Below are 24,836 nucleotides of genomic sequence, written 5' to 3'. Positions count from 1 at the left end.
TACTAGACAGTCTAGTTTGCCTGCAGCCCGGACGCAATGTGAGGGGTCGATAATGCACGTTCAGTTTGCCGAGCTTCCAGTATTAGACCAGGAGCGGGCCAAAGCCTTCTACGTCGCTCATTTCGACTGCCGCGCCGTCGCCGATCAGCCCATGGGACGGGACGGATGGCGATGGATCGAACTTAAATTTGCAGACGCCGAAACGACGCTGCATTTCGTTAGGCGCAAGGATCCGGCGCCGTCCGCCGAACCCGTGCTCGTGCTGGTGGATGCAAACGTCGAAGCGACGGTCGAGAGACTCAAGACGCGCGGCGTGGAAATCGTCACGGAACCAATGGAGGCTCCCTGGCAACCCGGGCGCACGGTCGCTGAATTTCGCGACTGCGAGGGCAACCGTATGGTGATCGCCAGCAGATGACACGCTCCCCCACCATGATCGCAACGTGCTCCTGCGGCAGCGTCGAACTCAAAGCGTTCGGCAGCCCGATCGTAAGCAACGTGTGTTATTGCGACGACTGCCAAAAGGGAGCCGAACAGATCGAAGCTTTGCCAAATGCTGGCGCCGTACGCGATCCCGATGGCGGGACGGCATATATCCTCTATCGAAAAGACCGCATCGAGTGCTCCAAGGGAGCCGACCTGCTGAGGCGTTACAAACTCAAGCAAAGTTCGGCGACAAACAGGGTTGTCGCTGCGTGCTGCAACTCGGCGATGTTCATGAATTTCGATACAGGCCCGCACTGGGTCTCAGCATACAGAGCGAGATTTCAAGGAGAACTCCCGCCACTGCAGCTCCGGATTTGCACGAAATTCAAGCCGGATGGCGTTGCACCTGCAGACGATTTGCCAAGCTATCGCGGCTATTCTCCAGGCTTCATGTTTAAGCTACTCGCATCGCGCATCGCGATGGCACTCGGTATGTAAGCTCGCAGGATGGGTGGAGCGAAGCGATAACCATCGATTCCGCTTCTCAATCGCAATGGGTTCGATTCACTGTTGATTGTCGCCCCCCTCTTCAATCGACGATCGCAGAACCGGCATCAGCGATACTGGCGAGATATTTTGCCGGCGGTCTCCCAAGCGCCTTCTTGAACATCGTGATGAAGGCCGCGACGGATTCATAACCGAGATCGGCCGAAACCTGCTGCACGCTCGCACCGGAGGTCAGCTCTCGTATAGCTACGATCAGGTGCAGTTGCTGACGCCAGCGCCCGAAGGTCAGCCCCGTTTCCTTGGCGACGAGGCGTGCGAGGCTGCTCTCGCTGAGGGCGACGCGATTGGCCCATTCGGCCAGGGTGCTGCGGTCGGACGGGTCTTCCGCCAGCGCTGCAGCAATCCGCTTCAACCGCGGCTCGGGCGAGAGCGGCAGATGTAACTGCTGAACGGGCATGCGGGGTAGCTCACGCAGAAGGACGCTCGCCAGGAGGTCCACCCTCGCCTCATCATCTGCAACCTGATCGGACAACTCGACGATCAATTCACGCAGTAGCGGCGAGATCGAAAGCGTGCAGCATTGATCCGGCAGGTCGACAATATCCGGCTCGATGTAGACGAAAAAGAGCCGGGCATTGGCTGTCGCGAGGTTGCTGTGCTGCATGCCGCCCGGAACCCACACCCCGCAATGAGGTGGCACCATCCATAGGCCACTGGGAACGCGACAGGTGACGCCGCCTCCCAGCGCGAAGATAAGTTGCCCCTTGCGGTGCCTGTGATCGGGCACCTCCACCCTGGATCCGAGAACGTCAACGCGCACGGCGATAACCGGCGCGGAGAGATCGTCCACATCGAGATTCGGCCACGGAAAGCGAAGAGGCTGCCGCATGACGATTGCATGTTTCTAGTAATTGATTGGCTGAATATCTAAATTCAGCAGGGGCGAAAGTCCATAGGTTGCCGCCTGAACCTGTCTGGCGGCGGCCAGGCGCTCACGCGATCAAGAGAGACGACCATGCATGGCTTCATGACCTCGAAAGCAGCCGAGCTCGGACGTGAGGTCCGCACGCAAGCAGGTCTCGTGCGAGGTCTCCGACGGGATGCGAGCGGCGTGCTGGCGTTCAAGGGCATTCCCTACGCAGCACCCCCGGTCGGACCTCTGCGTTGGTGTGCACCGCAGCCCCCGGCGCCCTGGGGCAGCGTGCGCGATGCGCTTGTCTTTGGCGCGGGGTGTCTTTCAGCACTCGAAAATGACCATCGGCCGGGACCGCGCGACGAGGATTGCCTCTATCTCAACATCTGGACCGCAGCGAAGCGCGCGGACGAGAAGCGGCCAGTGATGGTGTGGATTCATGGCGGCGGCTTTCAATTCGGCTCCTCGGCCAACCCCGCCACCGACGGCGGCGCGTTGGCAGCCGAGGGTGTCGTCGTCGTCAGCTTCAATTATCGCCTCGGCGTCTTCGGCTTTTTCGCCCATCCCTATCTCGATACGGAGGCGCCGTCAGGCAACTACGGCCTGCAGGATCAACTGGCAGCACTACGCTGGATCAAGGCCAACATCGCCGGCTTCGGCGGTGATCCCGACAACGTCACCCTGTTCGGCGAGTCCGCCGGTGCCATGGCCGTCGGCATTTTGATGGCCTCCCCGCTCGCACATGGACTGTTTCACAAGGCCATTGGACAGAGCGGCGCATTCTGGGATGGCAAACACGGACCACTCCAGGGTTTCGAAGAATCCCGCGCGCGCGGCATCGCTTTCGCCCGGCAACAGGGCGATGCATCCATCGCAGCTTTGCGCACCATGCCGGCCGCCCTGTTGAATGCAGCCGCGCCGTGGAGCTTCAAGACCAGCCCCGTCGTTGCGGCATTCTCACCGAGTATCGATCGCTATGTGGTGCCGGACGTGCCTGCTCGGCGATTCCTGCGCGGCAAACAGATGCACATCCCCTTGCTGGCGGGTTGGAATATCGCCGAGGAATTCCCTTTCCCTGCGCAATCACTCCCCGATCAGTCGGCGCCCGCCTTTCTCGCCGCGGCCGAGAAGATGTTCGGCAAGGAGCGCATGGCCGATTTCCTGAAGGTCTACCCGGCCGGGACCGACGCGGAGGCCAAGGCTTCCGCGGCTGCACTCACGGGCGACTATGTGATCAGCGAGCAGGTCTGGCAATGGCTGCGGCTACATCGACGCGGCAGGCGTGCGCCCGTCTACGGCTACCTGTTCAGCTATACGTCGCCCTACACGCCCATCGCCTCGCACGTCACCGAGATCCCCTTCGTCTTCGGCACACTGACACCGCAACAAGTGATCGGCAGTACAACGCCACCGGCTGAGGAGGACCGCGCTCTGGCGCGGACGATGATGAGCTATTGGGTGAATTTCGCGACGCACGGGGATCCGAACGGATCCGGTCTGCCAGCTTGGCCCCTCTATGATGAGAACGACGTCGTGCAGATCCTCGACACAACGATCCAAGCCCGCCCCAATCCGCAAGCCGCTCGCTTCCGCTTCCTCGACAGTTTCAGGCAGAATGGCATCCTGCCGATGCGCTGGCGCGAAATGCGGTAAGCGGCTCAACATCGTAATTTCGTAGGGCGGGTTGGCAAAAGCGTAACCCGCTATCTATGAGCGCGGCGCGATGAGAGAGATGCTGGATTACGTCCTCACGACGGAAAAATTACCGACGACAACCTCCAACGGCCGGAGATTCAAGTGCATCGGTCATTGCAAGGTTACTCTCAGCCTTCAGGCGGTTTTCGCGAACTTCGCCTACATGCTCCGAAGGAAGTCGATCATCGCGGTGCTGACCTCAGCCGCACGTTCCTGCTGGGTCCAATGGCCGCAAGCCGCGAGCATGACTGGCGGTCGGAGTTTGGGAACGAAGCTCGACTGCTTGGCTATGGCCTGTTCAAACGCAGTAGCAACGAAGTCGCGGTCGCCCACGATGTAGAGCGCCGGGACAGATACCGCCGTCCCGTCAAAGGGGGCCATGAGCTCCCAGCCGCGATCAATGTTGCGCCACCAGGCGAGCGGACCGTGAAACCCGCTCCGCGTGAATGCTTCGACATAAACATCGATGTCCGAATCCGTGATCCAAGCCGGCAAGGATGCCGGATCGGATAACAAAGCACCCTGGCGGGGCATCATCCCGCCAGCAAACCCGCCGCCCGGCGGCCTGTCACCCGAGAGCGAGTAGAACTGACCACGGAATGTGCGCCGCAAGTCCTTCCCGAGAGCCACTTCAGCCTGGGGGGTTTGGAGGAAGAGCTGGTAGAACACCGCATCTTTGGTCCGCGGCATGAGCGTCGTTGGTGGCCCCGAACTGCCAAACGCGCGCGGCCGGAACGGTGGGCTGAGAGCGATGACGGCCCGGAAGATGTCGGGGCGCAGAAGCGCCGTTTGCCATGCTATCGCGGCGCCGATGTCGTGGCCGGCGATCACCGCTTGCTTAGCACCCAGACCATCGACGAGACCCACGATGTCGCCGATGTCATCGAGAATCGTATACTTCTCCGCCTCCTCCGGACGGTCGCTGTGCCCATAGCCGCGCAAGTCGGGTGCCACCGCACGGAACCCGGCCTTCGCCAGCGCCGGGAGCTGATGCCGCCAGGAATACCAGCACTCGGGAAAGCCGTGGCAGAGGATGATGAGCGGACCGTCACCCTGCTCGGCAACGTGCAAACGGATGCCGTTCGTCTCGATCATGCGATGCGTCACCTCGGGCATCGTCGAATCCGGCCAAGATGTCGACTGAGCGCTGGCCCCGCTCGATTCGGGGGTGGCGGCGCTTGACCGCTCCGCGAACGCGGCACCGACGGTGAGCGCGCCTGCCGCCCAAAGCATGTCGCGTCGCGATAGCGTCGTGTCTCGTATTGCGCTGCTCCCTTCATCGTCGCTCGGCTGCAGCTTCGGCATCACCATGACTCCTTCATTGCGCTGGTGCGGGATTGGCCATGAGCAAACCGAGCGGCACGAGTGGACCGACTGCGATGTACTCCTGGTCCATGAGATTTGCCTTGCCCAGCGGCAGGCCTTCCATGATCGTCTGCGCCTCGGCGACGTCCTTCGTATCCAGCAACAAGACGACTCCACGGCCATCGCCACGCGAATACCATTGGCGAATCTTGCCACTGAGATAGAGCTGCACGGTCGCCCGGATTTCAGCAGGCATGACGGCCATCACCTGTTCGCGCGCGACACCGGCCTTCACGCCAAGGATGACGATCACGCCGGTGGCTGTGGGCGAGAAGGTCTGAGCCTTGACAGCGGATGTGATGGACGTAGCTCCCATCAGCGTCAGGGCGAGTGCAAAGACGACGTGACGGAGGGGGTTCGCCGTTCTCTTTTCTGCGATCATTGCGGGCTTCCTTCCAGGTGGCCGCTCGCTGGCTGCATTCTTGGTGACTTGCGCTGTTTTGGCGTCCGAGCTCTGGCCGTTCACATAGAAGCTCGAGATGTCGTTTGCCTCATCGATTTGTTCACATATGGTGTTCACAAATGAACAGGGATGATGATGCCCATGACCTGGCAGTGGGATGACGTACGCTTCTTCCTGGCCGTAGCGCGCGCCGGCAGCCTGTCGGGAGCTGCCCGTGCCTTGGGCGTGGGTCATGTGACGGTTGGGCGGCGGGTTGCGCTGCTCGAGGAGCGGCTCGGGGTGACACTGCTGAACCGGACCCCGGATGGCTTTGTGACCACGTCGGCCGGGGAGGCCATCCTGCGCCAATGCGCGACAATGGAGAGCGCCGCCATGGATCTTGAGCGCATTGTCGCCGGACGCGACGCGCTGCTCACGGGCTCGGTTCGGATAACCACGACCGAGGCGCTCGCCTATCAGTTGGTAGCGCCTGCCATTGCGGCGCTGCGCGAAACCCATCCAGAGCTGCGTGTGGATTTGATCGCCGGCGTTCGCTCGCTCGACATCGCGCGCCGCGAGGCCGACCTTGCGATCAGATTTAGCCGGCCGTCGGCTTCGGACCTCGTTTGTCGCAAGTTAGGCGAAGTCGCCTTCTCACTTTACGCGTCGAAGCACTACCTGGCGAGCACAGGAGTCCCGAAGCAGGGCCAGGGATTGGCGGATTTCGACCTGATCACCTTCACAGCGCCGCCAACCGCGATGAAGCCTTTCATGGGCGAGTCGCTCGAAGGTGCGCGGATAGCGCTTCGCTGCGACAACCCTCTCATCCAGCTTCGAGCCGCGGCGAGCAAAGCGGGCATTGCCGAAGCTGCCTGCTTTCTCGGCGATTCCGCGCCGGATCTGGTCCGCGTTTGGCCCGACAGGGCGCCGGCACGACGCGTGCTGTGGCTGATCGTGCATCAGGACATGCGGCGCGCCGCCCGCATCAGAGCCGTCTCAAGCGCAATCGCCGAGGCGTTCCGCCGCCAGAGACGAATTTTGGAGCACGGCAGCCTCACCCCGACTTAGGTGCGCGAAGTATTGCATCGTCCTGCCTCACTCCCACTCGATTGTTTTAAATGATGATAACGCGCTGAATTTTCGCCGCAATTTTTTCTGTGCCCGATGAAGAACCGTCTCACCGATCCGTCAGAAATTCGCGCTCTTGAATTCAAAAGCAAATTTCGCCGATTTGGATTCTGTCCGGTTTCAGCGACTATCGACAACGATCGGTCGATATTTTTGCAATCTCCAATGATAGTGGCATCACCGACCGGCTGAAAAAAAGACCGTCAGCGCTGTAGCGCATGACGCGCAGCCCCTCCGCCTCCATGGTTCACGTCGCCCGGGGCGACCTCAAGCACGAGATCGAGAAGGCTTCGATAGCGGAAACGAGTAACGTGAACGAAACTGCGCCCTAGAAGCGGATGAGGCTCCTGATCCATCGCATGCCAGGGTCACGGTGCATCCGCTCGTGCCAGATCAGGCGGAAAGAGATGCTTGGGCTGTTCGGCAGTGGCCGAACTTCAAGTCCCGCGATACTTGCAAGCCTCTCGGCCGCGCGCCGGGGGACGCAAATGACGAGATCGGTCTCGGCGATTATCCAGGGTATCGACAAGAAGTAAGGCGTGCGCAAAGTTGTCATGGTCGGCACAACCCCAAGCTCCCGCAGCACCTCGTCGGGAAGCAATCGGTTGCCTTCGGGATACATCATGATTGCCTGGGGCGACGCGGCAATGCGCTCCAGAATGTTTCCCCGCTTCGAAAGGGCAGGATGACCTCGCCGGGCAAGACAGGCGTAATCGTCCCGGAACAACTCGCGATAGTGAAAGTCCGGCGGGAGATCCTCGTCGGCATCGAGTGCACAGTCGAGGCCGCCGCTCTCAAGGTCCGAAAACGTGTTGGATCCGAAGGGCACCACGTCGAGGCACACGCGCGGCGCATCACGCGCGACCTGCGCGGCAAGCCGGCCCAACACTGTCACTGAGCCGTAGTCTGTTGCGGCGATGCGGAAGGTGCGCCGCGCCGTTGCAGGATCGAAGCCGCCTCCCTCGAACATCAGCCCGATCGCAGCCAGAGCGTCGGCCACGCGGGGCTTGAGCGCCTCGGCTCGGGCAGTCAGCGCGTACCCCTTGCTGGTGCGAACGAGCAGCGGATCGCCCAGCGCCCGCCGAAGGCGCGCAACAGCACGACTCGCGGCAGGCTGGCTCAAGCCCAGCATCTCACCGGACTGAGTGACGCTCGCAGTGTCGAGGAGTGCCGCGAGCATGCGCAGGGTTTTCAAGTCAATCTGGTCGAGTTGTGCATCCGGTTCGCGCATGTTGAGCATGCTAGCTGCGGCGTTTTCCGAATACAACCGCATGGATAAGTTGGGGGCCAACCAGGAGATGCCCCATGCACACCGCCCCCGCACTTGCCCTTGCCATCGCCACGACCACCACACTCGCGAGCGTGCCTGCTCTCGCTCAGGCGGGCGGACCGGCCGCGAGCCGTCCAGCCGCCACCCTAAGCGGTCCGTTCGAGACGCAACCTTGGGGGCCGCATCGACGGCTTGAGACCCCACGCTACTCGGTCGAGCGCGTTACATACCTGAGCGAGGGTACGGAGGTGGTTGGCAACTTGTTCACGCCAGCCGGTCCCGGCCGCAAGCCAGCGATCATTGTCATCGGCCCGGTCGCCTTCGTGAAAGAGCAGTCCCCGATCCAGTATGCCTCACGCCTCGTACGCGACGGTTACGTCACCCTCGTCTTCGATCCGCGCCACCACGGCGAGAGCGGGGGCGAGCCGCGCCGGCACGAAAGCGGGGCGGCGAAGATCGACGACCTGCGCGCCTCCGTCGACTTCCTGATCGCCCGCGGCGACGTCGACCCGGAGCGCATCTTCATCCTCGCCATCTGCCAGGGCGTGAACTGGGGTATCGAGGCCGCTAGCCTCGACCCGCGTGTGAAGGCGCTCGCCATCGTTGCCGGACATTATCTGACGCCCGAGGTGGCGAGGATGTATGTGGGCGATACGGCGGAGGCGCGCATAAGCCGCTCTCGCGAGGCCGAGGCCCGGTTCAAGGCAACGGGCGAAGTCTCCTATATTCCCGTCGTCTCGGCTCAGCCGACGCCGCCCGATCCGACCGCGCTGCTGACCGCGCCTCCGATCCACCAGTTCTACATCCGCTGGGCGGACCGCGGCCCGTTCTGGAATTTCCACGGCCTGTGGGAGAACCGGATGACCGCCATGTCCGAGGCGGCGATCTGGAGCTACGACGTACGCACGACGATGGCGCGCCTCACCACGCCGACCCTCATGGTCCATGCCGATCGCGCGGCCTCTGGCCCGCAGATCCCGCGAGACCTCTTCGAGAGCATTCCGGCGGCCCACAAGGAACTCGTCTGGCTGGGATCGCAGAACCAGCTCCAGTTCTATGAGGATCCGATCACCATCGATCAGGTGGTGCCCCACGTCGCCCGCTTCTTCTCCAACCGCTCCTGAGGCGCCGGACTGAAGTGACGCTGGCGCCGTGCACATGAGGCTCGCCGAAGAAAGGCCCTGCCGTGCCGGCGCCGGATCGCAAGCAACATGACCCGAACAATTAGGAGACTTCCCATGCGTGTCTTCCTGACCGGCGCGACCGGCTTCATTGGTTCTCACATCGTGCCCGAACTCATCGGCGCCGGCCATCAGGTGCTCGGGTTGACCCGCTCCGACGCCGGTGCGCGTTGGCTCGAGGAAGCGGGCGCCGAGGCACACTGCGGTACGATCGAGGATCCGGACCGCGTCGCTCGTGGTGCTGCGCAGGCGGATGCGGTGATCCACACCGCCTTCGATCATGATTTTTCGCGCTACGCCGAGAATTGCGAAAAGGATCGGCGGGTGATCGAGGCAATGGGCGGCGTACTCGCCGGCTCGGACCGCCCGCTCATCATCACGTCGGTCATCGGGATGGGTAGTACAGGACTTGGCGAGCCCGCGATCGAGCAAACGGTCGACTGGCACCATGCCAATCCCCGCGCCGCATCCGAGCAGGCGGGTGCCGAGATGGCGGCAAAGGGTGTTTCGGTGCTGGTGATACGCCTGCCGCAGGTGCACGACACTGCGAAACAGGGACTCATCACACCACTGATCGAAGTCGCGCGCGCAAAGGGCGTATCCGCCTATGTCGGCGATGGCGCGAACCGCTGGCCGGCAGCACACGTCAGTGACGTAGCCCGCCTCTATCGCCTGGCACTGGAGCAACACGAGGCCGGCGCGCGCTACCACGCGGTCGCCGAGGAAGGTGTGCCGATGCGTGAAATTGCCGAAGTTGTCGGCGCAGGGCTCGGTGTGCCGGTCGTGTCGCTGTCGCAGGAGGCGGCGGCGGACCACTTCGGCTGGCTGGCGATGTTCGCCCGGCTCGATATGCCGGCGTCGAGCACATGGACGCGTGGACGTCTCCGCTGGCAACCCGCCGGTCCGAGTCTTGTCGCCGATCTCAGGGAGTGCGCCTACCGTCCCGCAGCCGCCGAATGAGAATTCGCGGGACACGCGGTCTCGCCGTATCGCCAGACCGCCTCTGGCAACGCTCAGACGCGCTGCAGGTCTCTCAGGTAGGCGCAAAACATGTCAGCCATGGCGTCCGCATAGGCTTTAACCTCTCCGGGAGTTCGGGGAGCCTCCGAGAACTGCTTTCCAACCGCACTGAACGTCGCCGTGATCAGGTCGGCGGCCAATGCGCGGGTCGCTTCCGAGGCCTTGGGCAAGACCTCTCGCATAAAAACCTGGACGATACGCTCGCCCGAAGCCGTCGCCTCCCGCGCTTCGGGCGCGTCACGATAAAGGGGCGCGGCATCACCGAGCGCGACGCGCACCGCGGCCTCATCGCACTCCGAGCGGATGAAAGTGTGAACGAGTGTGCGTAGCCGTTCGAGCGGCGGTCGCCGGACGTCCTCGAGTATGCCGCGCAGCAACTCCGTCGTCTGTCGCCATTCGTCGCTCTGGAGTCGGAAGAGGATCGCCGCCTTGTTCGGGAAATATTGATACAGCGATCCGACGCTGACGCCGGCTTTCTCGGCCACCCGTGCGGTGGTGAAACGCTGCGCGCCTTCCTTCGCCAAAACCTGAACAGCAGCCTCCAAAACCGCGGCGACGAGCTCATTCGAACGGACCTGCTTGGGCTGTTTTCGTGAGGAAATCTGGGCTCTTCGACGATTGGGCATGGCGGCGCCTGGCAATGCGAATAGGAAACACGACGAATTAGTCGTATTTCTACTCCAACGGAAGAACGCAACTCAAGTCAAGTCGGAGAACCTCCATGACCACCTTGACCACCACGCCGGTCGCGCCGCTGCTCGCTGGCTTGTTCGAAAAGGCGGCCGCGGCGACCAGCCCGGCAATGGCTGATTTGTCGTCCGATGAACAGGCGCGCCTGATCCGGAGCAAGACAGAATATCTCGACCTCTATGGACGCCTGAAAGATCTTTGGCTTCCCGTCTCACCGCAGACGGGCGTGCTGCTCTACATGCTGGCGCGGGCCTGCCACGCACGGACGATCGTCGAGTTCGGAACGTCGTTCGGCATCTCGACCCTGCACCTCGCCGCGGCCCTCAGGGACAATGGCGGCGGCCGTCTCATTACCAGCGAGTTCGAGCCGTCCAAGGTGGCGCAGGCCCGTCGACACCTGACGGACGGCGGTCTCATCGACCTAGTGGAGATCCGGGAGGGAGACGCGCTCAAGACGCTGAGCGTCGATCTTCCTGAGACGATCAACCTGCTGCTGCTCGACGGCGCCAAGGCGCTCTATCCCGAAATCTTGGCCCTGATGGAGAGCCGCCTACGGCAGGGCGCCCTTATCGTCGCCGACAACGCCGACTTTTCTCCCGAATACTTGGCGCGCGTCCGCTCGCGCGCGGCCGGCTACTTGTCCGTGCCATTCGGCGAGGATGTCGAACTATCGATGCGGACCGTCTAGCGCCAGCCGTCGGCGGCTGCGCCGCCGAGCAAACCCAACGATCGACAGAGCCAATGCCGAGCCCCCTGGGCCGGGCACAGGAAAGGAGTCTCGAAATGCGTGTCTTCGTAACAGGCGCCACCGGATGGGTCGGTTCCGCCGTGGTCAACGAGTTGATCAGCGCCGGCCACCAAGTCACCGGCCTCGCGCGCAGTAAGGAAAAGGCGACCGCGCTGGCCGCGGCAGGCGCGGACCCGCTCTGCGCCACGCTCGACGACCTCGACGCCTTGCACGGCGCGGCGTCAGCAGCGGATGCGGTGGTCCACACTGCATTCAATCACGATTTCTCCAAGTTCCCCGAGAGTGCTGCTCAAGACCAGCGCGTGATCGAGACGCTCGGAAGCGCCCTCGAAGGATCGGGCCGACCGCTGCTCGTCACATCGGGCCTGTCAGGACTGCCGCGTGGCGCGACCGAGGCTGACATGCCCAACCCGGCTTCGCCGCGGAAATCAGAAGCGGCCGCACAAGCTCTGGTGGAGCGCGGCGTGCGCACAGCCACGGTCCGGCTCGCACCATCGGTCCATGGTCTCGGCGACCACGGCTTCATCCCCATTGTGATCCGCATGGCGCGCGAGAAGGGCGTGTCAGCCTATCTCGGCGAGGGTCTGAACTGCTGGTCCGGTGTACACAGAGCGGACGCTGCACGCGTCTACCGGCTTGCGCTCGAGAAGGGCGTAACGGAGCGGGTCTACCACGCGGTTGCGGACGAGGGCGTGCCATTCAAGACAATCGCCGAGGTGATCGGCCGTCGGCTTGGTCTGCCGGTCGAGCCGCGGGAGCGCGACCACTTTGGCTGGTTCGCCAACATGGCGGGCGCCGAGATGTCTGTATCGAGCGAGCATACACGCGCGCTGCTCGACTGGAGACCGACCGGTCCGGACCTGCTCAACGACATCGCTGACCCCGGATACTAAGCCGGGTGAGGAACTCCGCCAGTCGCACTGGCCGTAAGCGTTCACGTCAGCCAACGCACTCAACGATCCTCGTCGATCGGAGTGCGTCTATTTCCGCACGCCGTCGATTGAGGAACAACATGGAGAATAACCATGTCTCTCCAATCGACACGCGACCCGGCGCAGGCTCGCCTGCTGCTGCTGACCGCCATTCTCTTCGTTTCTTATCTCTGCGTTGCGATGCCCCTTCCAATCGTGCCGGTCTATGTGGCCGAGCAGCTTGGGCTCGGCAACGCCTGGGCCGGGCTCGGCGTCGGCATCGCCTTTTTCGCGACGATCGTGACGCGGGGCTACGCCGGCACGCTTTCTGATCGTCGTGGCGCCAAAATCGCCGTAGCGCAGGGTCTCGCCTATTACGTGGCAGGAGCGCTGATCTCGTTGATAGCAGGCCTTCTATCGCAGACGCCCCTGGTCTCTTTCCTGGTCCTCCTCGCCGGCCGGCTGCTCGTCGGACTCGGTGAAAGTCTCGTTGGAGTCGGCGTGATTGCCTGGGGCATCGGGCTGGTCGGTCCGGCTCGCTCGGCCCGGGTCTTGGCGCTGATCGGCACGGCAATTTACGGCGCACTCGCCGTCGGTGGTCCGATCGCCCTCATATTGCTTGAGCGATTCGGCTTTGTCGGCGCGATGGCGATCAGTGCGGTTCTGCCTTGTCTTGGGCTGCTGGCGATCTGGCCCATGGCCGGTGTTGCCGCGCATCCGGATGCCGAACGGCTGTCGTTCCGGAGCGTGATAGGAAGGATCTGGTGGCACGGGTTGATTGTCTGTCTTCAAGGCATCGGCTTCGCCGCAATCGGCGCGTTCTTCGTGCTCTACTTCCTTAACCGAAACTGGAGCTATGCCGGGCTAGGCCTGACCGCCTTCGGCGGCGGATTTGTTTTGGTTCGCGTGCTGTTTGGCCACCTGCCGGATCGCATTGGCGGCCTGCCAGTGGCGATAGGGTCGCTCGCGATCGAGGCCATCGGCCAAGCCCTGATCTGGAGCGCCCCCAGTCCGGCCTTTGCCCTCATCGGCGCATTCCTGACGGGGCTCGGGTGCTCGATGATTTTTCCGGCCATGGCCGGCCATGGGGCGGGAGGTCGTGCATCTTGTCGAACCGCATCTGCGCGGCACTGCGCTCGGCGGGTACGCGGCGTTCCAGGATCTCGCCTACGGCCTGACCGGACCTTTGGCTGGGCTTCTGGCAGACAGGGCCGGATATGGCAGTGTCTTCCTGATTGGCGGAGCCGCTTCGCTGGGAGGTCTCTTAATCGCACTCACCCTTCGCCGAACCCAGAGAGCCTTGTTCCAGGGATAGTGAACGTGAGCGTTCGAGCTAACACGCTGTCAGCCGTCCGAAACTATCGACTACTATCGGTGAGACAGCATCGCCTGCTGTACTCTGCACTGTCCGATTTTACTCTACAGCACTCCCCCTCACTCCCACTCAATCGTCCCAGGCGGCTTGCTGGTCACGTCGTACACCACCCGGTTCACGCCCTTCACCTCGTTGATGATGCGTGTCGCGGTCTCACCTAAGAACTTCATATCGAACTGGTAGAAGTCCGCGGTCATGCCGTCGGTCGAGGTGACGGCGCGCAAGCCGACCACGTAGTCGTAGGTGCGGCCGTCGCCCATGACGCCGACGGTTTTTACGGGGAGCAGCACCGCAAAAGCCTGCCAGATTTCGTCGTAGAGACCTGCTTTCCGGATCTGGTCGATGTAGACGGCGTCGGCCTGACGCAGGATCTCGAGCTTCTCCCTGGTGATCTCGCCGGGGCAGCGGATGGCAAGGCCCGGGCCCGGGAACGGGTGGCGGCCGACGAAGATCTCAGGCAGGCCGAGCTCGCGACCGAGCTTGCGCACCTCGTCCTTGAACAGCTCGCGCAAGGGCTCGACGAGCTTCATGTTCATGCGCTCGGGAAGACCGCCGACATTGTGGTGCGACTTGATCGTCACCGAGGGACCGCCGGTGAAGGAGACGCTCTCGATCACGTCGGGATAGAGCGTGCCTTGCGCGAGGAAGTCGGCGCCGCCGATCTTCTTCGCCTCTTGCTCGAACACCTCGATGAAGAGGCGGCCGATGGTCTTGCGCTTCACTTCCGGATCGGTGACGCCTTCGAGCTCGCCGAGAAACTGCTTCGAGGCGTCCACGTGCACGAGCGGGATGTTGTAGTGGTGGCGGAATAGGTCGACCACCGTCTCGGCCTCGTTGAGGCGCATCAGGCCGTGATCGACGAAGACGCAGGTGAGCTGGTCGCCGATCGCCTCGTGGATCAAGACGGCGGCGACCGCTGAATCGACACCGCCGGACAGGCCGCAGATCACCCTGCCCTTGCCGACTTGCGCGCGGATCTTCTGGATCTCTTCCTCGCGGAAGGCGCGCATGGTCCAGTCGCCGGAAAGGCCGGCGATCTTGCGCACGAAATTGCGGATGAGTTTTGCACCATCGGGCGTGTGCACCACCTCGGGGTGGAACATCAGGCCGTAATATTTGCGCTGCTCGTCCTGGATCACCGCGAACGGCGTGTTCGGCGAGGTGCCGGCGACGGTGAAGCCCGGCGGCATCTTGGTGATGCGGTCGCCATGACTCATCCAGACCTGATGCTTGCCGCCGAGCGACCAGATGTCCTCGAACAGCTTGCTCTCGGCCTTCACCTCGACGTCGGCGCGGCCGAATTCGCGGTGGTGGCCGCCCTCGACCTCGCCCCCTAACTGGGCCGCCATGGTCATCTGGCCGTAGCAGATGCCCATCACTGGCACGCCGGAGGCGAAGATGAGCTGCGGCGCGCGGGGCGAACCGGCCTCATGCACCGATTCCGGGCCGCCGGAGAGGATCACCGCTTTCGGCTTCATCTCCTTGAAGGCCTCTTCGGCCTTGTTGAACGGAACGATCTCGCAATAGACGCCGTCCTCGCGCACGCGACGGGCGATGAGCTGCGTCACCTGGCTGCCGAAATCGATGATGAGAATCTTGTCGTGCGCCGAGGCCACCGAGGGCGTCGACGACTCGCGGGCGTTCTGTGCTGCTGTCATGGCAAGCAGATACGCGACGAGGGCCCTCCCCGCAACAGCGCGGGCGGGCACGCCCACATTCTTCTTTGGGCATGGACACAGCAGCAATAGGGCAATATTATTGACCTAATTTTTTGCCGCTACGTCGGCGGCTAGCCTGTCGTGCATGTACACGCGCGGGAGGCGCCTTCCCACCCACCGCTGTCATTCCCCGCGAAAGCGGGGAATCCAGTACGCCGCGACCTATCCGTATCCCATCGCTGCCTTTGGAATACTGGATCGCCCGCCCCAGTGCGCAATTGCGCACAAGGCGGGCGATGACAGCGAGAGTGAGGTACGGTCGTTCCGCACACTGTCATTGCAACGACGGAAACTATGGCGGCGGCGTGCCATAACAGCAGCACGGCCGCCGTCGGAACAGGATCACCGCCATGAAACTCCCGACCTCCCCCTTCGCCGGGCTATCTCGCCGATCACTGGTGCGACCGCGGGCACGTGCTCTACGTGGTGCAGGGCGAGCTCGACACCGAGCTGCGCGACGGGCGCAGGTTCAAGCTCACGGCGGGGATGAGCTACCAGGTCTCGGATTTCGGCGATGCCGCGCATCGCTCGTCGACCGCCACCGGCGCGACGCTGTTCATCGTAGATTGAAGCACGCCGCGAAGCCTATGAGGCGAAGTTGCAGCGCAAAATAGAAAACTGATGCGATGTCGCGATGTGCGGGCAGTGCCTTGAAGTAGCCCCATTATCTCTCTAGATTGTGAACATCGATCATTGGCCAAACGACTGGGCCGCTTCGCCTCGTCCCTGACGGGCGCGCACGTTTCAGAGATTTCTCCAAAATCGACCAATCGGACGTTGGGCGTGAAGCATTCGCGCGCGAGTCCTCGTGCGTACATTGTCATGGAAAGGAAAACATTATGGCTATGGGTACCGTGAAGTGGTTCAACAACCAAAAGGGTTTTGGCTTCATCCAGCCAGATGACGGCAACAAGGACGTGTTCGTCCACATCAGCGCGGTGGAGCGCGCCGGCCTCAGCACCCTCAACGAAGGCCAGAAGATCTCGTTCGACATCGTCGCAGACCGCCGGAGCGGCAAGTCCTCCGCTGACAATCTCCGCGTCGGCTAATCCGCCGCGCCACGCTCTGACCACGGACGTACTGGCAGGGCGCAATCTAACAGGCCCCGCGACCGAGCTTCGGTGCGCGGGGCTTTTGCTTGAGTGGGACAGCGTGGCCTGGCCCGCGCTGCCGTAGGGTGGGTTAGCGAAGCGTAACCCACCACTTCTGTCGCCGCGAGAAAAGTGGTGGGTTACGCCTTCGGCCCTCGCTCGTGGAAGCTACGGCAGATGTAGTCGGCTAACCCACCCTACGAGTTCGTCATTCCAGGGCGCGTAGTGAGTCCCGGAAATGACGATGGACGATCAACCAGCCTTCTTCATCACCGAGACGAAGAACCCATCCGTCCCCGTCCGGCGCGGCGTCATCAGCCAGCCTTCGCCCGACTGCAGCGCGGCCTTCGCGAAATCCTCGGCCTTGTCCCAGAGCACGCTTGCGGTCTGCTCCGGTGGCACGACGGAAAATTCGGGATGGCGTTCGACGAACGCCCTCACCTGCTCGCCGTTTTCCTCTGAAAGCACCGAGCAGGTGATGTAGGCGATGCGGCCGCCCGCCTTCACCAGCGGCACGGCGCGCTCCAGCACCTCGGCCTGGTCGCGCAGGCGGATCTCCAGCGCGCCGGGGCGCATGCGCCATTTGGCGTCGGGGTTGCGGCGCCAGGTGCCGGTTCCCGTGCAGGGCGCGTCGATCACGACGAGATCGGCCGAGCTGCGGATGTCGGAGAGCGGATCGGCCTCACCCTTGGGCGTGCGGACATCGGCGTTGTGGACACCGGCGCGCGACAGCCGCTCGTGGATCGGGGCGAGCTGGCGCTTGTCGCGGTCGGTCGCGATCAGCCGGCCCTTGCCCTGCATGAGGGCCGCGAGCGCCAGCGTCTTGCCGCCGGCACCGGCGCAGAGATCGATCACCTGCTCGCCGGGTTTTGCCGCGGTGAAAGCGGCCGCAAGCTGCGAGCCTTCATCCTGCACTTCAATGCCGCCCTTGATGAAATCCTCCTCGGCCTGGATGCCGGGATTGCGCGAATCGGCCGAAAGCTCGATGCGCAGGCCGGTCGCCGACCACGGCGTCGGCTTCGCATGAAGATGAGCAAGCGCGCGCAGCGCCTTGTCGCGATTGGATTTTAGCGTGTTGACGCGCAGATCCAGCGGCGCCCGGCTCGCCATCGCGGTCGCTTCCGCGGCGCGGTCCTCGCCGAACACTTTTGCAAAATGCGGGTCGAGCCATTCCGGATAATCGCCGGCGACCGCGGCCGGGGCACCCTTCAGGGAACGCGAGGCCAGCGCCGCCTGCTCCGCCTCCGTCAGCGGCGCCGGCGCAAAGCGGCTGCCGTCGAACAGCGCGGCCATCGTCGCCGTATCCACGTTGCGCTCGAGACGCAGCATGCCGATCAGCCGCGCCCGCGCGGTGTCGGCGTCCATCAGGAACGCGCTCGAGGCGTAGCGGCGCAGCACATCCCAGACGAGGCCGGCAATCGCGGCGCGGTCGCCCGAGCCGGCAAAGCGGTGCGCGGTGCCCCACTCCTTCAGCGCCTTGGCCGCGGGCACGCGGTCTTTCTCTATGGTGTCGATCAGTTCGATGGCCGCGGACAGCCGGGCAGCGGGGGTCATTTGAAGCTTTCAGATAAGAATTGGCGCTTAAGCGCTCAGATCAGCAACAAAATCCGCAGCGCGAAGTAGATCCACATCGCGAGCAGCACGAGCACGCCGGCAAGCCAGATCGTCGAGCGCCGGCCGAGATCGTTCGTGGAGACGAAGACGGCGGCATGGGCAAAGCGCGCCACCACGAACACCCAGGACATCAGCACGATGAAGAGATCGGCATGGCGTAAGGGAAGCGCCAGCGCAATCAGGGCATAGAACAGCACCGGCAGCTCGAACTGGTTGCGGTAGCAATTGGCGATTTGTGTGGCACCCTTCGGCCAGTTCGGCTCGCCCAGCGCAATGTCGCGGATCTTGGTTTCGCCAGAGACCAGCGCGCGCCGGCGCGCCAGCACCATCCAGATCAGGAGCGCGAAGGTCAGGGCGACCTGCACGAAAACCGGCAGCAGAACCATCTGAACGGACATTGAAATTTTCCCAACCGGCGGGAGCCGCCACTCCGTCAATTAGCCGTCACCGTTGTTCCTGACAATCAACGAGTTGAAGCGGCGTTCCCGGCGCAACGCCCAACTACCTATAGTTAAAGGGATTTCACCCTCATCCGGGCATGGTTCCTAGCGTCATCGTTCGGTCTCGCGGTCGGGCTATGCTTGGAGCATGCCCGAATTCCGCCTGACGCAGATTTCCGACACGCATCTTGGCCGGCGCTTTCCCGGCCTGGTCGCGAACTTCCACCGCATCAGCGAGCATATCGACGCCGACAGGCCCGATCTCGTCGTCAACACCGGCGATGTCGCCTTCGACGGGCCGAGCGAGCCGGATGACGTCGCGTTCGCCAAAAGCCTGCACGACGCCCTGCCCGTCGACTGCCGCTACCTGCCCGGCAATCACGACATCGGCGACAATCCGACCGCGATCGGCCCTGCGCCCGAGCCGCCGGTCAGCGAGGCGCACCGCCAGCAGTTCTGCTCGGTCATGGGCGAGGACCATTGGGCATTCGAAGCGGCCGGCTGGCGCTTCATCGGCCTCAACTCGCTGGTGATGAATTCTGGCCTCGCCTTCGAGGCCGAGCAGTTCGATTGGCTCGCCTCCGAGATCGCGCGCATAGACGGCAAGCCGGTCGCGCTGTTCCTGCACAAGCCGGTGTTTCTCAACCTGCCCGACGATCCTGAAGCACCCGAAACCTCGATCCGCTACGTGCCGCAGCCGGCCCGCGCGCGCCTGATCGAGATGTTTTCCGGCGTCGATCTGCGCCTCATCGCCAGCGGCCACGTGCACCAGCGGCGTGACTTCACCTATCGCCACACCCGTCACGTCTGGGCGCCGTCGGCGGGCTTTGTCATCAACGACAAGCGCCAACAGCGGATCGCGATCAAGGAAGTCGGCCTCGTCGAATACCGCTTCCAGCCCGACAGCCTCGAGGTCCGCCACGTCCGGGCGCCGGGCCAGGTCGATATCGACATCGAGGAAATCCTCGCCCAGATGGGCGGACACTAGCGATGAGCGTCAGGCGACGCCCTTCAAATCCTGCTGGATCGCTGCCAACAGCGATTGCAGGGTGGCACTGCTCACCGGCTTTGCCTCATCATTTACAGGCTGGACATCGGCAGGCCTGATGGTCTTGACCGGACGCTGCGGAAATGGCGGTGGCGGAGTCGGCATCTGTGCCGGCGCGAATTCGGCCTCATCGTCGGCATGAACGAACTTGCCATGGATCACGTCGGCACGACGGCCCATGACATACATCGCGGTCCAATAGCCGACGGCCAGCAATATTACGCAGAAAATACCGGTCTCTAACATCATCGCACCTGAAAATGCGCGATGATTCAATGCCTTCGCTCAGAGGTCAATGAACTGACGGTCACACCCGGAGCTTTTACGGGCCGGGTGTTGCCGATCAGTGACTCCTTCTTAACCACTCGCTCTACCCCGAGGGAGCCGAAGACGGCCCCTCGGGAGCGAAAGACGCCGGCTACGTCTTGTCCGGCCCGACCCGGACGAGCTGCTTGCCGAAATTGGCGCCCTTGAGGAGGCCGATGAAGGCGACAGGCGCGCTCTCCAGGCCCTCGGTGACGAACTCCTTGTACTTGACCTTGCCCTCGCGGACCCAGGTCGACATGTCGCGCAGGAAGTCGCCATGGCGTGCCGCGAAATCACTGACGATGAAGCCGCGGAAGGTCAGCCGCTTGGTCAGCGTTGCACGCATCATGCTGGCGGCCCATTTCGGCGGCTTGGCTTCGGTGTCGTTGTAGTGCGCGATCAGGCCGCACACCGGTACGCGCGCGAACGGATTGAGCAACGGGAAGACCGCCTCGAACACGGCGCCGCCGACATTCTCGAAATAGACGTCGATACCCTTCGGGCAGGCGTCCTTCAGCTTGGCCGCCAGATCAGCGTCGCTATGATCGATGCAGGCGTCGAAGCCGAGTTCTTTCACCACGTAGTCGCACTTGTCCTTGCCGCCGGCGATGCCGACCGCGCGTGCGCCCTTGATCTTGGCGATCTGGCCCACGGCAGAGCCGACCGCGCCAGAGGCGCCGGCGACGACGACGGTCTCGCCTGCCTGCGGCTTGCCGATGTCGAGCAAGCCCGTGTACGCGGTCATGCCGGGCATGCCGAGCACGCCGATCGAGGTTGAGATCGGCGCCAGCTTCGGATCGACCTTGATCAATCCCTTGCCGCTCGAGATCGCGTGCGTCTGCCAGCCCGCACGGATGCGCACGATGTCGCCCTTGGCGAAGTCCGGATTGTTGGAAGCCGCGACCTCGCTGACCGTCTCGCCCTCCATGACACCGCCGACCGGCACGGGTGCGGCGTAGGATGGTCCCTCGCTCATGCGTCCGCGCATATAGGGATCGAGCGACAGCCATATCGTGCGCAGCAGGACTTCACCTGCCGCAGGCGTCGGGATCGCGAATTCCTCGATGCGGAAATCAGACGGCTTGGGCTCGCCGACAGGACGCGCGGCGAGAACGATGCGTTTGCCTTGGGGCATAGGGGCTTCCTCCGAATTGTCTTTCGACGCGAACGGAAGCGGAGGGAGCGGAGCGCGTCAATACAAAAGCACTGGAGTGCGTGGCCGCAGATGCTTCTTGCAACGAAGAGAGGCGGCACGAACGAGCCGCCCCCTCGCCGTCATCGCCCGCGGAGGCGGGCGATCCAGTATTCCAGAGACGGCGACGAATACGGATCGGCCGCGGCGTACTGGATGCCCCGCTTTCGCGGGGCATGACAGCAGAGTGTGGATGAGCCGACCTAACCCCCGCCGGGATAGTTCGGGCTCTCGCGCGTGATGGTCACGTCGTGGACGTGGCTTTCGCGCAGGCCCGCGCCCGTGATGCGGACGAACTGCGCCTTGGCATGCAGCTCGTTGAGGTCGCGCGCGCCGACATAACCCATCGCGGCACGTAAGCCGCCGGCGAGCTGGTGCATGACGTTGGCGACCGGGCCCTTGTAGGGCACCTGGCCCTCGATGCCTTCGGGCACGAGCTTCAAGGTATCCTTGATGTCCTGCTGGAAGTAGCGGTCCGCCGATCCGCGTGCCATCGCGCCGACCGAGCCCATGCCGCGATAGGCCTTGTAGGAGCGGCCCTGAAACAGGAACACCTCGCCCGGCGTCTCGTCGGTGCCGGCGAGCAGCGAGCCGACCATGGCGATGTCGGCACCGGCGGCGAGCGCCTTGGCGAGGTCGCCGGAGAACTTGATGCCGCCGTCGGCGATCACGGGAATGTCGGCTTTCTTCGCCGCCTCCACCGCATCCATGATCGCGGTGAGCTGCGGCACGCCGACGCCCGCGACGATGCGCGTGGTGCAGATCGAACCCGGGCCGATGCCGACCTTGATGCAGTCCGCGCCCGCGTCGATCAGCGCCTGCGCGCCGTCTTCGGTGGCGACGTTGCCGGCGACGACCTGCACCGAGTTGGAGAGGCGCTTGATCCGGTTCACCGCATGCAAAACGTGCCGCGAATGACCATGCGCGGTGTCGACTACGACGAGGTCGACGCCGGCATCGATCAGCCGTTCGCTGCGCTCGAAGCCGGTGTCGCCGACCGTGGTCGCGGCGGCGACCCGCAGGCGGCCGTGCGCATCCTTGCAGGCGAGCGGATGGGCGACCGCCTTCTCCATGTCCTTCACGGTGATCAGGCCGACGCAGCGATACTGGTCGTCGACGACGAGCAGTTTTTCGATGCGGTGCTTGTGCAGCATCCGCCTCGCCTCGTCCTGGCTGACATGCTCGCGTACCGTGACGAGGTTTTCGTGCGTCATCAGCTCGGAGACTTTTTGCCGGCGGTCGGTCGCAAAGCGCACGTCACGGTTGGTGAGGATGCCGACCAGCTTGCCCGGCGTGGCCTTGCCTGCGCCGGTGACGACGGGAATGCCGGAGATGCCGTGATCGCTCATCAGCTTGAGCGCATCGTCGAGCGTCGCCTCCGGGCTGATGGTCAGCGGATTCACCACCATGCCCGACTCGTATCTCTTGACCTGCCGCACCTGCGCGGCCTGGCCCTCGGGATCGAAATTGCGGTGGATGACGCCGAGGCCGCCGGCCTGCGCCATCGCGATCGCCATCCGTGCCTCGGTGACGGTGTCCATGGCGGAGGCCATGATCGGGATGTTGAGCGGAATGGCGCGGGTGACGCGGGAGCGGATGTCAACTTCGGAGGGAAGCACGTCCGACAGGCCCGGCTTCAACAGCACGTCGTCGAACGTAAAGGCTTCGCGGATGCCTTGAAGACCTTGCACCGTGGCCATCTGCCAACTCCTTCCTGCGGCCATGCCGCAAATGCTTATGGATGAGCGCCGCCCTCGGCGTACCTTGCGGCATCGCCGTCGAATCGGAGCCCATCGGTGGGGTTGACGCCGGTCGATAGCACGACCGGGTGACGAATCAAAGCAATTCGGACCGGTTGCCAGCCATGCACAGGCTTTTTTTGCGTCAGATCAGCGTGGACAGCCCGGCGGCGGACCACCACCGTCATTCCGGGGCGCGACGAAGTCGCGAGCCCGGAATCCATCCGGCAGCGGTCTCTGCGGCCTAGTGGATTCCGGGCTCGCGCCAAGAGGCGCGCCCCGGAATGACGAGGGAGCGAGAGTCCCTGCCAGCTCACGCCTCGCCGCGCCCAGCAGCGCGAAGGATGTAGATCATCACGGGACCTCCGGCGTCCGGCGCAACCACGGGTCACACCGTTGTTACGCGGGATTTAGGTGCTATGCGTGGTTCCGCAATGGTCTCGGCCCGGCGGCGGTGATAAGCCGCAAGTCCCACCTTTCCTTCTGATTTCCATTACCAATCCGTCATGTCGATCGACAAGCAACGCGTGATTCCGCTGATCGTGGCCACCGCACTGTTCATGGAGAACATGGACTCGACGGTCATCGCCACCTCGCTGCCGGCGATCGCCGCCGACATCGGCACCAGCCCCCTGACGCTGAAGCTCGCGATCACCTCGTATCTGCTGTCGCTCGCGGTGTTCATCCCCGCGAGCGGTTGGACCGCCGACCGGTTCGGCGCGCGGCTGGTTTTTGCGATCGCCGTTTGCGTGTTCATGGTAGGCTCGGTCGGTTGCGCGCTGTCAACCTCGGTCACCGATTTCGTGTTCGCGCGCATCCTCCAGGGCATGGGCGGCGCGATGATGACGCCGGTCGGACGCCTGGTGCTGCTGCGCTCGGTCGACAAGAGCGCGCTGGTCAATGCCATGGCCTGGGTCACGGTCCCTGCCCTGATCGGTCCCGTGATCGGGCCGCCGCTCGGCGGCTTCATCACGACCTACGCGTCGTGGCACTGGATCTTCCTGATCAATATCCCGATCGGACTCCTTGGCATCTTCATGGCCCTGCGCTTCATCGATCCCATCAAGAGCGAGACGCAGGAGAAGTTCGATCTCTACGGCATGGTGCTGGCGGGCATCGGGCTCGCCGGCATCGCGTTCGGACTGTCGGTCGCCGGGCTCAACCTGCTGCCGTGGAGCACGGTCGCGGCCCTCGTCGTGGGCGGATCGATCTCGATGACTCTCTATGTGCTTCACGCCCGGCGGACGGGATCGCCGGTGCTCGACTTCTCGCTGCTAAAGCTGCCGACCTTACGCGCCGCCGTCCTCGGCGGCTTCATGTTCCGGCTCGGCATCGGCGCGCTGCCCTTCCTGCTGCCGCTTCTGATGCAGATCGGGTTCGGGCTGACGCCATTCCATTCGGGCCTCGTCACCTTCGCCTCCTCACTCGGCGCCATGGGCATGAAGACGCTGGCCGCGCGGATAATCCGCACCTTCGGCTTCCGCAACCTGATGGCGGTGAACGCGATCGTCAGCGCATTCTTCCTCGGCGTGTGCGCGCTGTTCACGGTGACGACCCCGCTGCTCATCATCATGGTCATCCTGGTGGTCGGCGGCTTCTTCCGCTCGCTGGAGTTCACCGCGATCAACACGGTCGCCTATGCCGAGGTCGAAACCGCGCAGATGAGCCGCGCCACCACGCTCGTCAGCGTCAACCAGCAGCTCGCGGTCTCCGCCGGCGTTGCCGTCGGCGCCGCCTCGGTGGAGACGACGATGTGGCTGCGCCATGTCAGCGAGCTCGACGCGACCATGTTCGCACCGGCCTTCGTCGTCGTCGCGCTGACCTCGGCGGCCTCGAGCTGGTTCTTCTGGCAGATGCCTCATGATGCGGGCCACGAGATCTCCGGCCGCAAGGCGGTCGAGATCTCCAGCCGCAAGGGCGCGGCAAAGAGTGCGGCGAGCGCCGCCGTCAAGGCGGCGACTGAGGATACGCAGGACATGCGGGATCAGCGGCTGGGGTAGTGCCTCGCCTCGTCATTGCGAGCGAAGCGAAGCAATCCAGAATCTTTCCGCGGAGACTCTGGATTGCTTCGTCGCTT

The 24,836-nt window shown here is 63.7% G+C and carries 23 protein-coding genes and 1 pseudogene; 13 read left to right on the top strand and 11 right to left on the bottom strand.

What is annotated here, in order from left to right:
* Positions 1-52: 52 nt before the first annotated feature.
* Together MTR72_RS10085 and MTR72_RS10080 are read left to right on the top strand one after the other, a co-directional pair.
* Entirely contained in the window at positions 53-418 is a 366-nt protein-coding gene (locus tag MTR72_RS10085; RefSeq protein ID WP_280964374.1) for a VOC family protein, read from the top strand.
* The gene (locus tag MTR72_RS10080; protein WP_280964375.1) at positions 415-924 is read left to right on the top strand and encodes a GFA family protein; all 510 of its coding nucleotides are present in this window, start codon (positions 415-417) and stop codon (positions 922-924) included. The genes MTR72_RS10085 and MTR72_RS10080 overlap by 4 nt, the downstream gene beginning before the upstream one ends.
* Positions 925-1,015: 91 nt before the next feature.
* On the opposite strand, the gene MTR72_RS10075 is transcribed toward MTR72_RS10080, so the two are convergent.
* On the bottom strand, positions 1,016-1,822 hold the full coding sequence (locus MTR72_RS10075; protein WP_280964376.1) for an AraC family transcriptional regulator: 807 nt from the start codon (positions 1,820-1,822) through the stop codon (positions 1,016-1,018).
* A gap of 138 nt (positions 1,823-1,960) precedes the next feature.
* On the opposite strand from MTR72_RS10075, the gene MTR72_RS10070 reads away from it, so the two are divergent.
* Positions 1,961-3,499, top strand: coding sequence for a carboxylesterase/lipase family protein (locus tag MTR72_RS10070; protein WP_280964378.1), 1,539 nt, complete (start codon positions 1,961-1,963; stop codon positions 3,497-3,499).
* A 201-nt stretch (positions 3,500-3,700) separates the two neighbouring features.
* Here the strand turns inward: MTR72_RS10070 and MTR72_RS10065 are convergent, their stop codons facing one another.
* Entirely contained in the window at positions 3,701-4,846 is a 1,146-nt protein-coding gene (locus MTR72_RS10065; protein WP_280964379.1) for an alpha/beta fold hydrolase, read from the bottom strand.
* A 13-nt stretch (positions 4,847-4,859) separates the two neighbouring features.
* Entirely contained in the window at positions 4,860-5,288 is a 429-nt protein-coding gene (locus tag MTR72_RS10060) for a hypothetical protein (protein ID WP_280964380.1), read from the bottom strand.
* Positions 5,289-5,450: 162 nt separating this feature from the next.
* Between MTR72_RS10060 and MTR72_RS10055 the strand changes: the two genes are divergently transcribed.
* Entirely contained in the window at positions 5,451-6,356 is a 906-nt protein-coding gene (locus MTR72_RS10055) for a LysR family transcriptional regulator (protein ID WP_280964381.1), read from the top strand.
* 388 nt (positions 6,357-6,744) lie between these two features.
* On the opposite strand, the gene MTR72_RS10050 is transcribed toward MTR72_RS10055, so the two are convergent.
* A complete protein-coding gene (locus tag MTR72_RS10050) occupies positions 6,745-7,656 on the bottom strand; it encodes a LysR family transcriptional regulator (RefSeq protein ID WP_280964382.1) in 912 nt (303 codons plus the stop codon).
* A 65-nt stretch (positions 7,657-7,721) separates the two neighbouring features.
* Here MTR72_RS10050 and MTR72_RS10045 point away from each other — a divergent pair, with 65 nt between their 5' ends.
* Together MTR72_RS10045 and MTR72_RS10040 are read left to right on the top strand one after the other, a co-directional pair.
* The gene (locus MTR72_RS10045) at positions 7,722-8,810 is read left to right on the top strand and encodes an alpha/beta hydrolase (protein ID WP_280964383.1); all 1,089 of its coding nucleotides are present in this window, start codon (positions 7,722-7,724) and stop codon (positions 8,808-8,810) included.
* A gap of 114 nt (positions 8,811-8,924) precedes the next feature.
* Positions 8,925-9,827: an SDR family oxidoreductase gene (locus MTR72_RS10040; protein ID WP_341510340.1), complete on the top strand. Its 903-nt coding sequence runs from the start codon at positions 8,925-8,927 to the stop codon at positions 9,825-9,827.
* Between the two features lie 53 nt (positions 9,828-9,880).
* On the opposite strand, the gene MTR72_RS10035 is transcribed toward MTR72_RS10040, so the two are convergent.
* Complete coding sequence (locus tag MTR72_RS10035; protein WP_280964385.1) at positions 9,881-10,513, bottom strand: TetR family transcriptional regulator; 633 nt, start codon at positions 10,511-10,513, stop codon at positions 9,881-9,883.
* A gap of 95 nt (positions 10,514-10,608) precedes the next feature.
* Here MTR72_RS10035 and MTR72_RS10030 point away from each other — a divergent pair, with 95 nt between their 5' ends.
* The 3 genes from MTR72_RS10030 to MTR72_RS40335 all read left to right on the top strand — a co-directional run bounded on the left by MTR72_RS10030 (position 10,609) and on the right by MTR72_RS40335 (position 13,772).
* Entirely contained in the window at positions 10,609-11,265 is a 657-nt protein-coding gene (locus MTR72_RS10030) for an O-methyltransferase (protein ID WP_280964386.1), read from the top strand.
* 95 nt (positions 11,266-11,360) lie between these two features.
* On the top strand, positions 11,361-12,218 hold the full coding sequence (locus tag MTR72_RS10025) for an SDR family oxidoreductase (RefSeq protein ID WP_280964387.1): 858 nt from the start codon (positions 11,361-11,363) through the stop codon (positions 12,216-12,218).
* 132 nt (positions 12,219-12,350) lie between these two features.
* On the top strand, positions 12,351-13,772 hold the full coding sequence (locus MTR72_RS40335) for an MFS transporter (RefSeq protein WP_280964388.1): 1,422 nt from the start codon (positions 12,351-12,353) through the stop codon (positions 13,770-13,772).
* Here the strand turns inward: MTR72_RS40335 and guaA are convergent.
* Complete coding sequence (guaA, locus tag MTR72_RS10010) at positions 13,671-15,269, bottom strand: glutamine-hydrolyzing GMP synthase (RefSeq protein ID WP_280964389.1); 1,599 nt, start codon at positions 15,267-15,269, stop codon at positions 13,671-13,673. The genes MTR72_RS40335 and guaA overlap by 102 nt on opposite strands.
* A 432-nt stretch (positions 15,270-15,701) precedes the next feature.
* On the opposite strand from guaA, the pseudogene MTR72_RS10005 reads away from it, so the two are divergent.
* Positions 15,702-15,899, top strand: a pseudogene (locus MTR72_RS10005) (DHCW motif cupin fold protein); the annotation flags it as partial.
* Positions 15,900-16,168: 269 nt separating this feature from the next.
* Positions 16,169-16,378, top strand: a complete 210-nt coding sequence (locus tag MTR72_RS10000) for a cold-shock protein (protein ID WP_063700132.1) — start codon at positions 16,169-16,171, stop codon at positions 16,376-16,378.
* A gap of 294 nt (positions 16,379-16,672) precedes the next feature.
* Here the strand turns inward: MTR72_RS10000 and MTR72_RS09995 are convergent, their stop codons facing one another.
* Both MTR72_RS09995 and MTR72_RS09990 read right to left on the bottom strand, forming a co-directional pair.
* On the bottom strand, positions 16,673-17,974 hold the full coding sequence (locus tag MTR72_RS09995) for an RsmB/NOP family class I SAM-dependent RNA methyltransferase (protein WP_280964391.1): 1,302 nt from the start codon (positions 17,972-17,974) through the stop codon (positions 16,673-16,675).
* 35 nt (positions 17,975-18,009) lie between these two features.
* Positions 18,010-18,432: an MAPEG family protein gene (locus MTR72_RS09990; protein WP_280964392.1), complete on the bottom strand. Its 423-nt coding sequence runs from the start codon at positions 18,430-18,432 to the stop codon at positions 18,010-18,012.
* A 190-nt stretch (positions 18,433-18,622) separates the two neighbouring features.
* Between MTR72_RS09990 and MTR72_RS09985 the strand changes: the two genes are divergently transcribed.
* The gene (locus MTR72_RS09985) at positions 18,623-19,462 is read left to right on the top strand and encodes a metallophosphoesterase family protein (RefSeq protein ID WP_341510339.1); all 840 of its coding nucleotides are present in this window, start codon (positions 18,623-18,625) and stop codon (positions 19,460-19,462) included.
* 9 nt (positions 19,463-19,471) lie between these two features.
* Here the strand turns inward: MTR72_RS09985 and MTR72_RS09980 are convergent, their stop codons facing one another.
* The 3 genes from MTR72_RS09980 to guaB all read right to left on the bottom strand — a co-directional run bounded on the left by MTR72_RS09980 (position 19,472) and on the right by guaB (position 22,720).
* Positions 19,472-19,768, bottom strand: coding sequence for a hypothetical protein (locus MTR72_RS09980; RefSeq protein WP_280971006.1), 297 nt, complete (start codon positions 19,766-19,768; stop codon positions 19,472-19,474).
* Positions 19,769-19,940: 172 nt separating this feature from the next.
* A complete protein-coding gene (locus MTR72_RS09975; RefSeq protein ID WP_280964393.1) occupies positions 19,941-20,963 on the bottom strand; it encodes an NADP-dependent oxidoreductase in 1,023 nt (340 codons plus the stop codon).
* A gap of 260 nt (positions 20,964-21,223) precedes the next feature.
* Positions 21,224-22,720 (bottom strand): IMP dehydrogenase, encoded by a 1,497-nt coding sequence (guaB, locus tag MTR72_RS09970; RefSeq protein ID WP_280964394.1) that lies wholly within the window; start codon positions 22,718-22,720, stop codon positions 21,224-21,226.
* 545 nt (positions 22,721-23,265) lie between these two features.
* Here guaB and MTR72_RS09965 point away from each other — a divergent pair.
* The gene (locus MTR72_RS09965) at positions 23,266-24,759 is read left to right on the top strand and encodes an MFS transporter (RefSeq protein WP_341510338.1); all 1,494 of its coding nucleotides are present in this window, start codon (positions 23,266-23,268) and stop codon (positions 24,757-24,759) included.
* Positions 24,760-24,836: the final 77 nt, after the last annotated feature.

Origin of the sequence: Bradyrhizobium sp. ISRA442, from assembly GCF_038085055.1 — a bacterium.
GTDB lineage: Bacteria > Pseudomonadota > Alphaproteobacteria > Rhizobiales > Xanthobacteraceae > Bradyrhizobium.
This window is presented reverse-complemented; position numbering and strand designations above follow the sequence as displayed.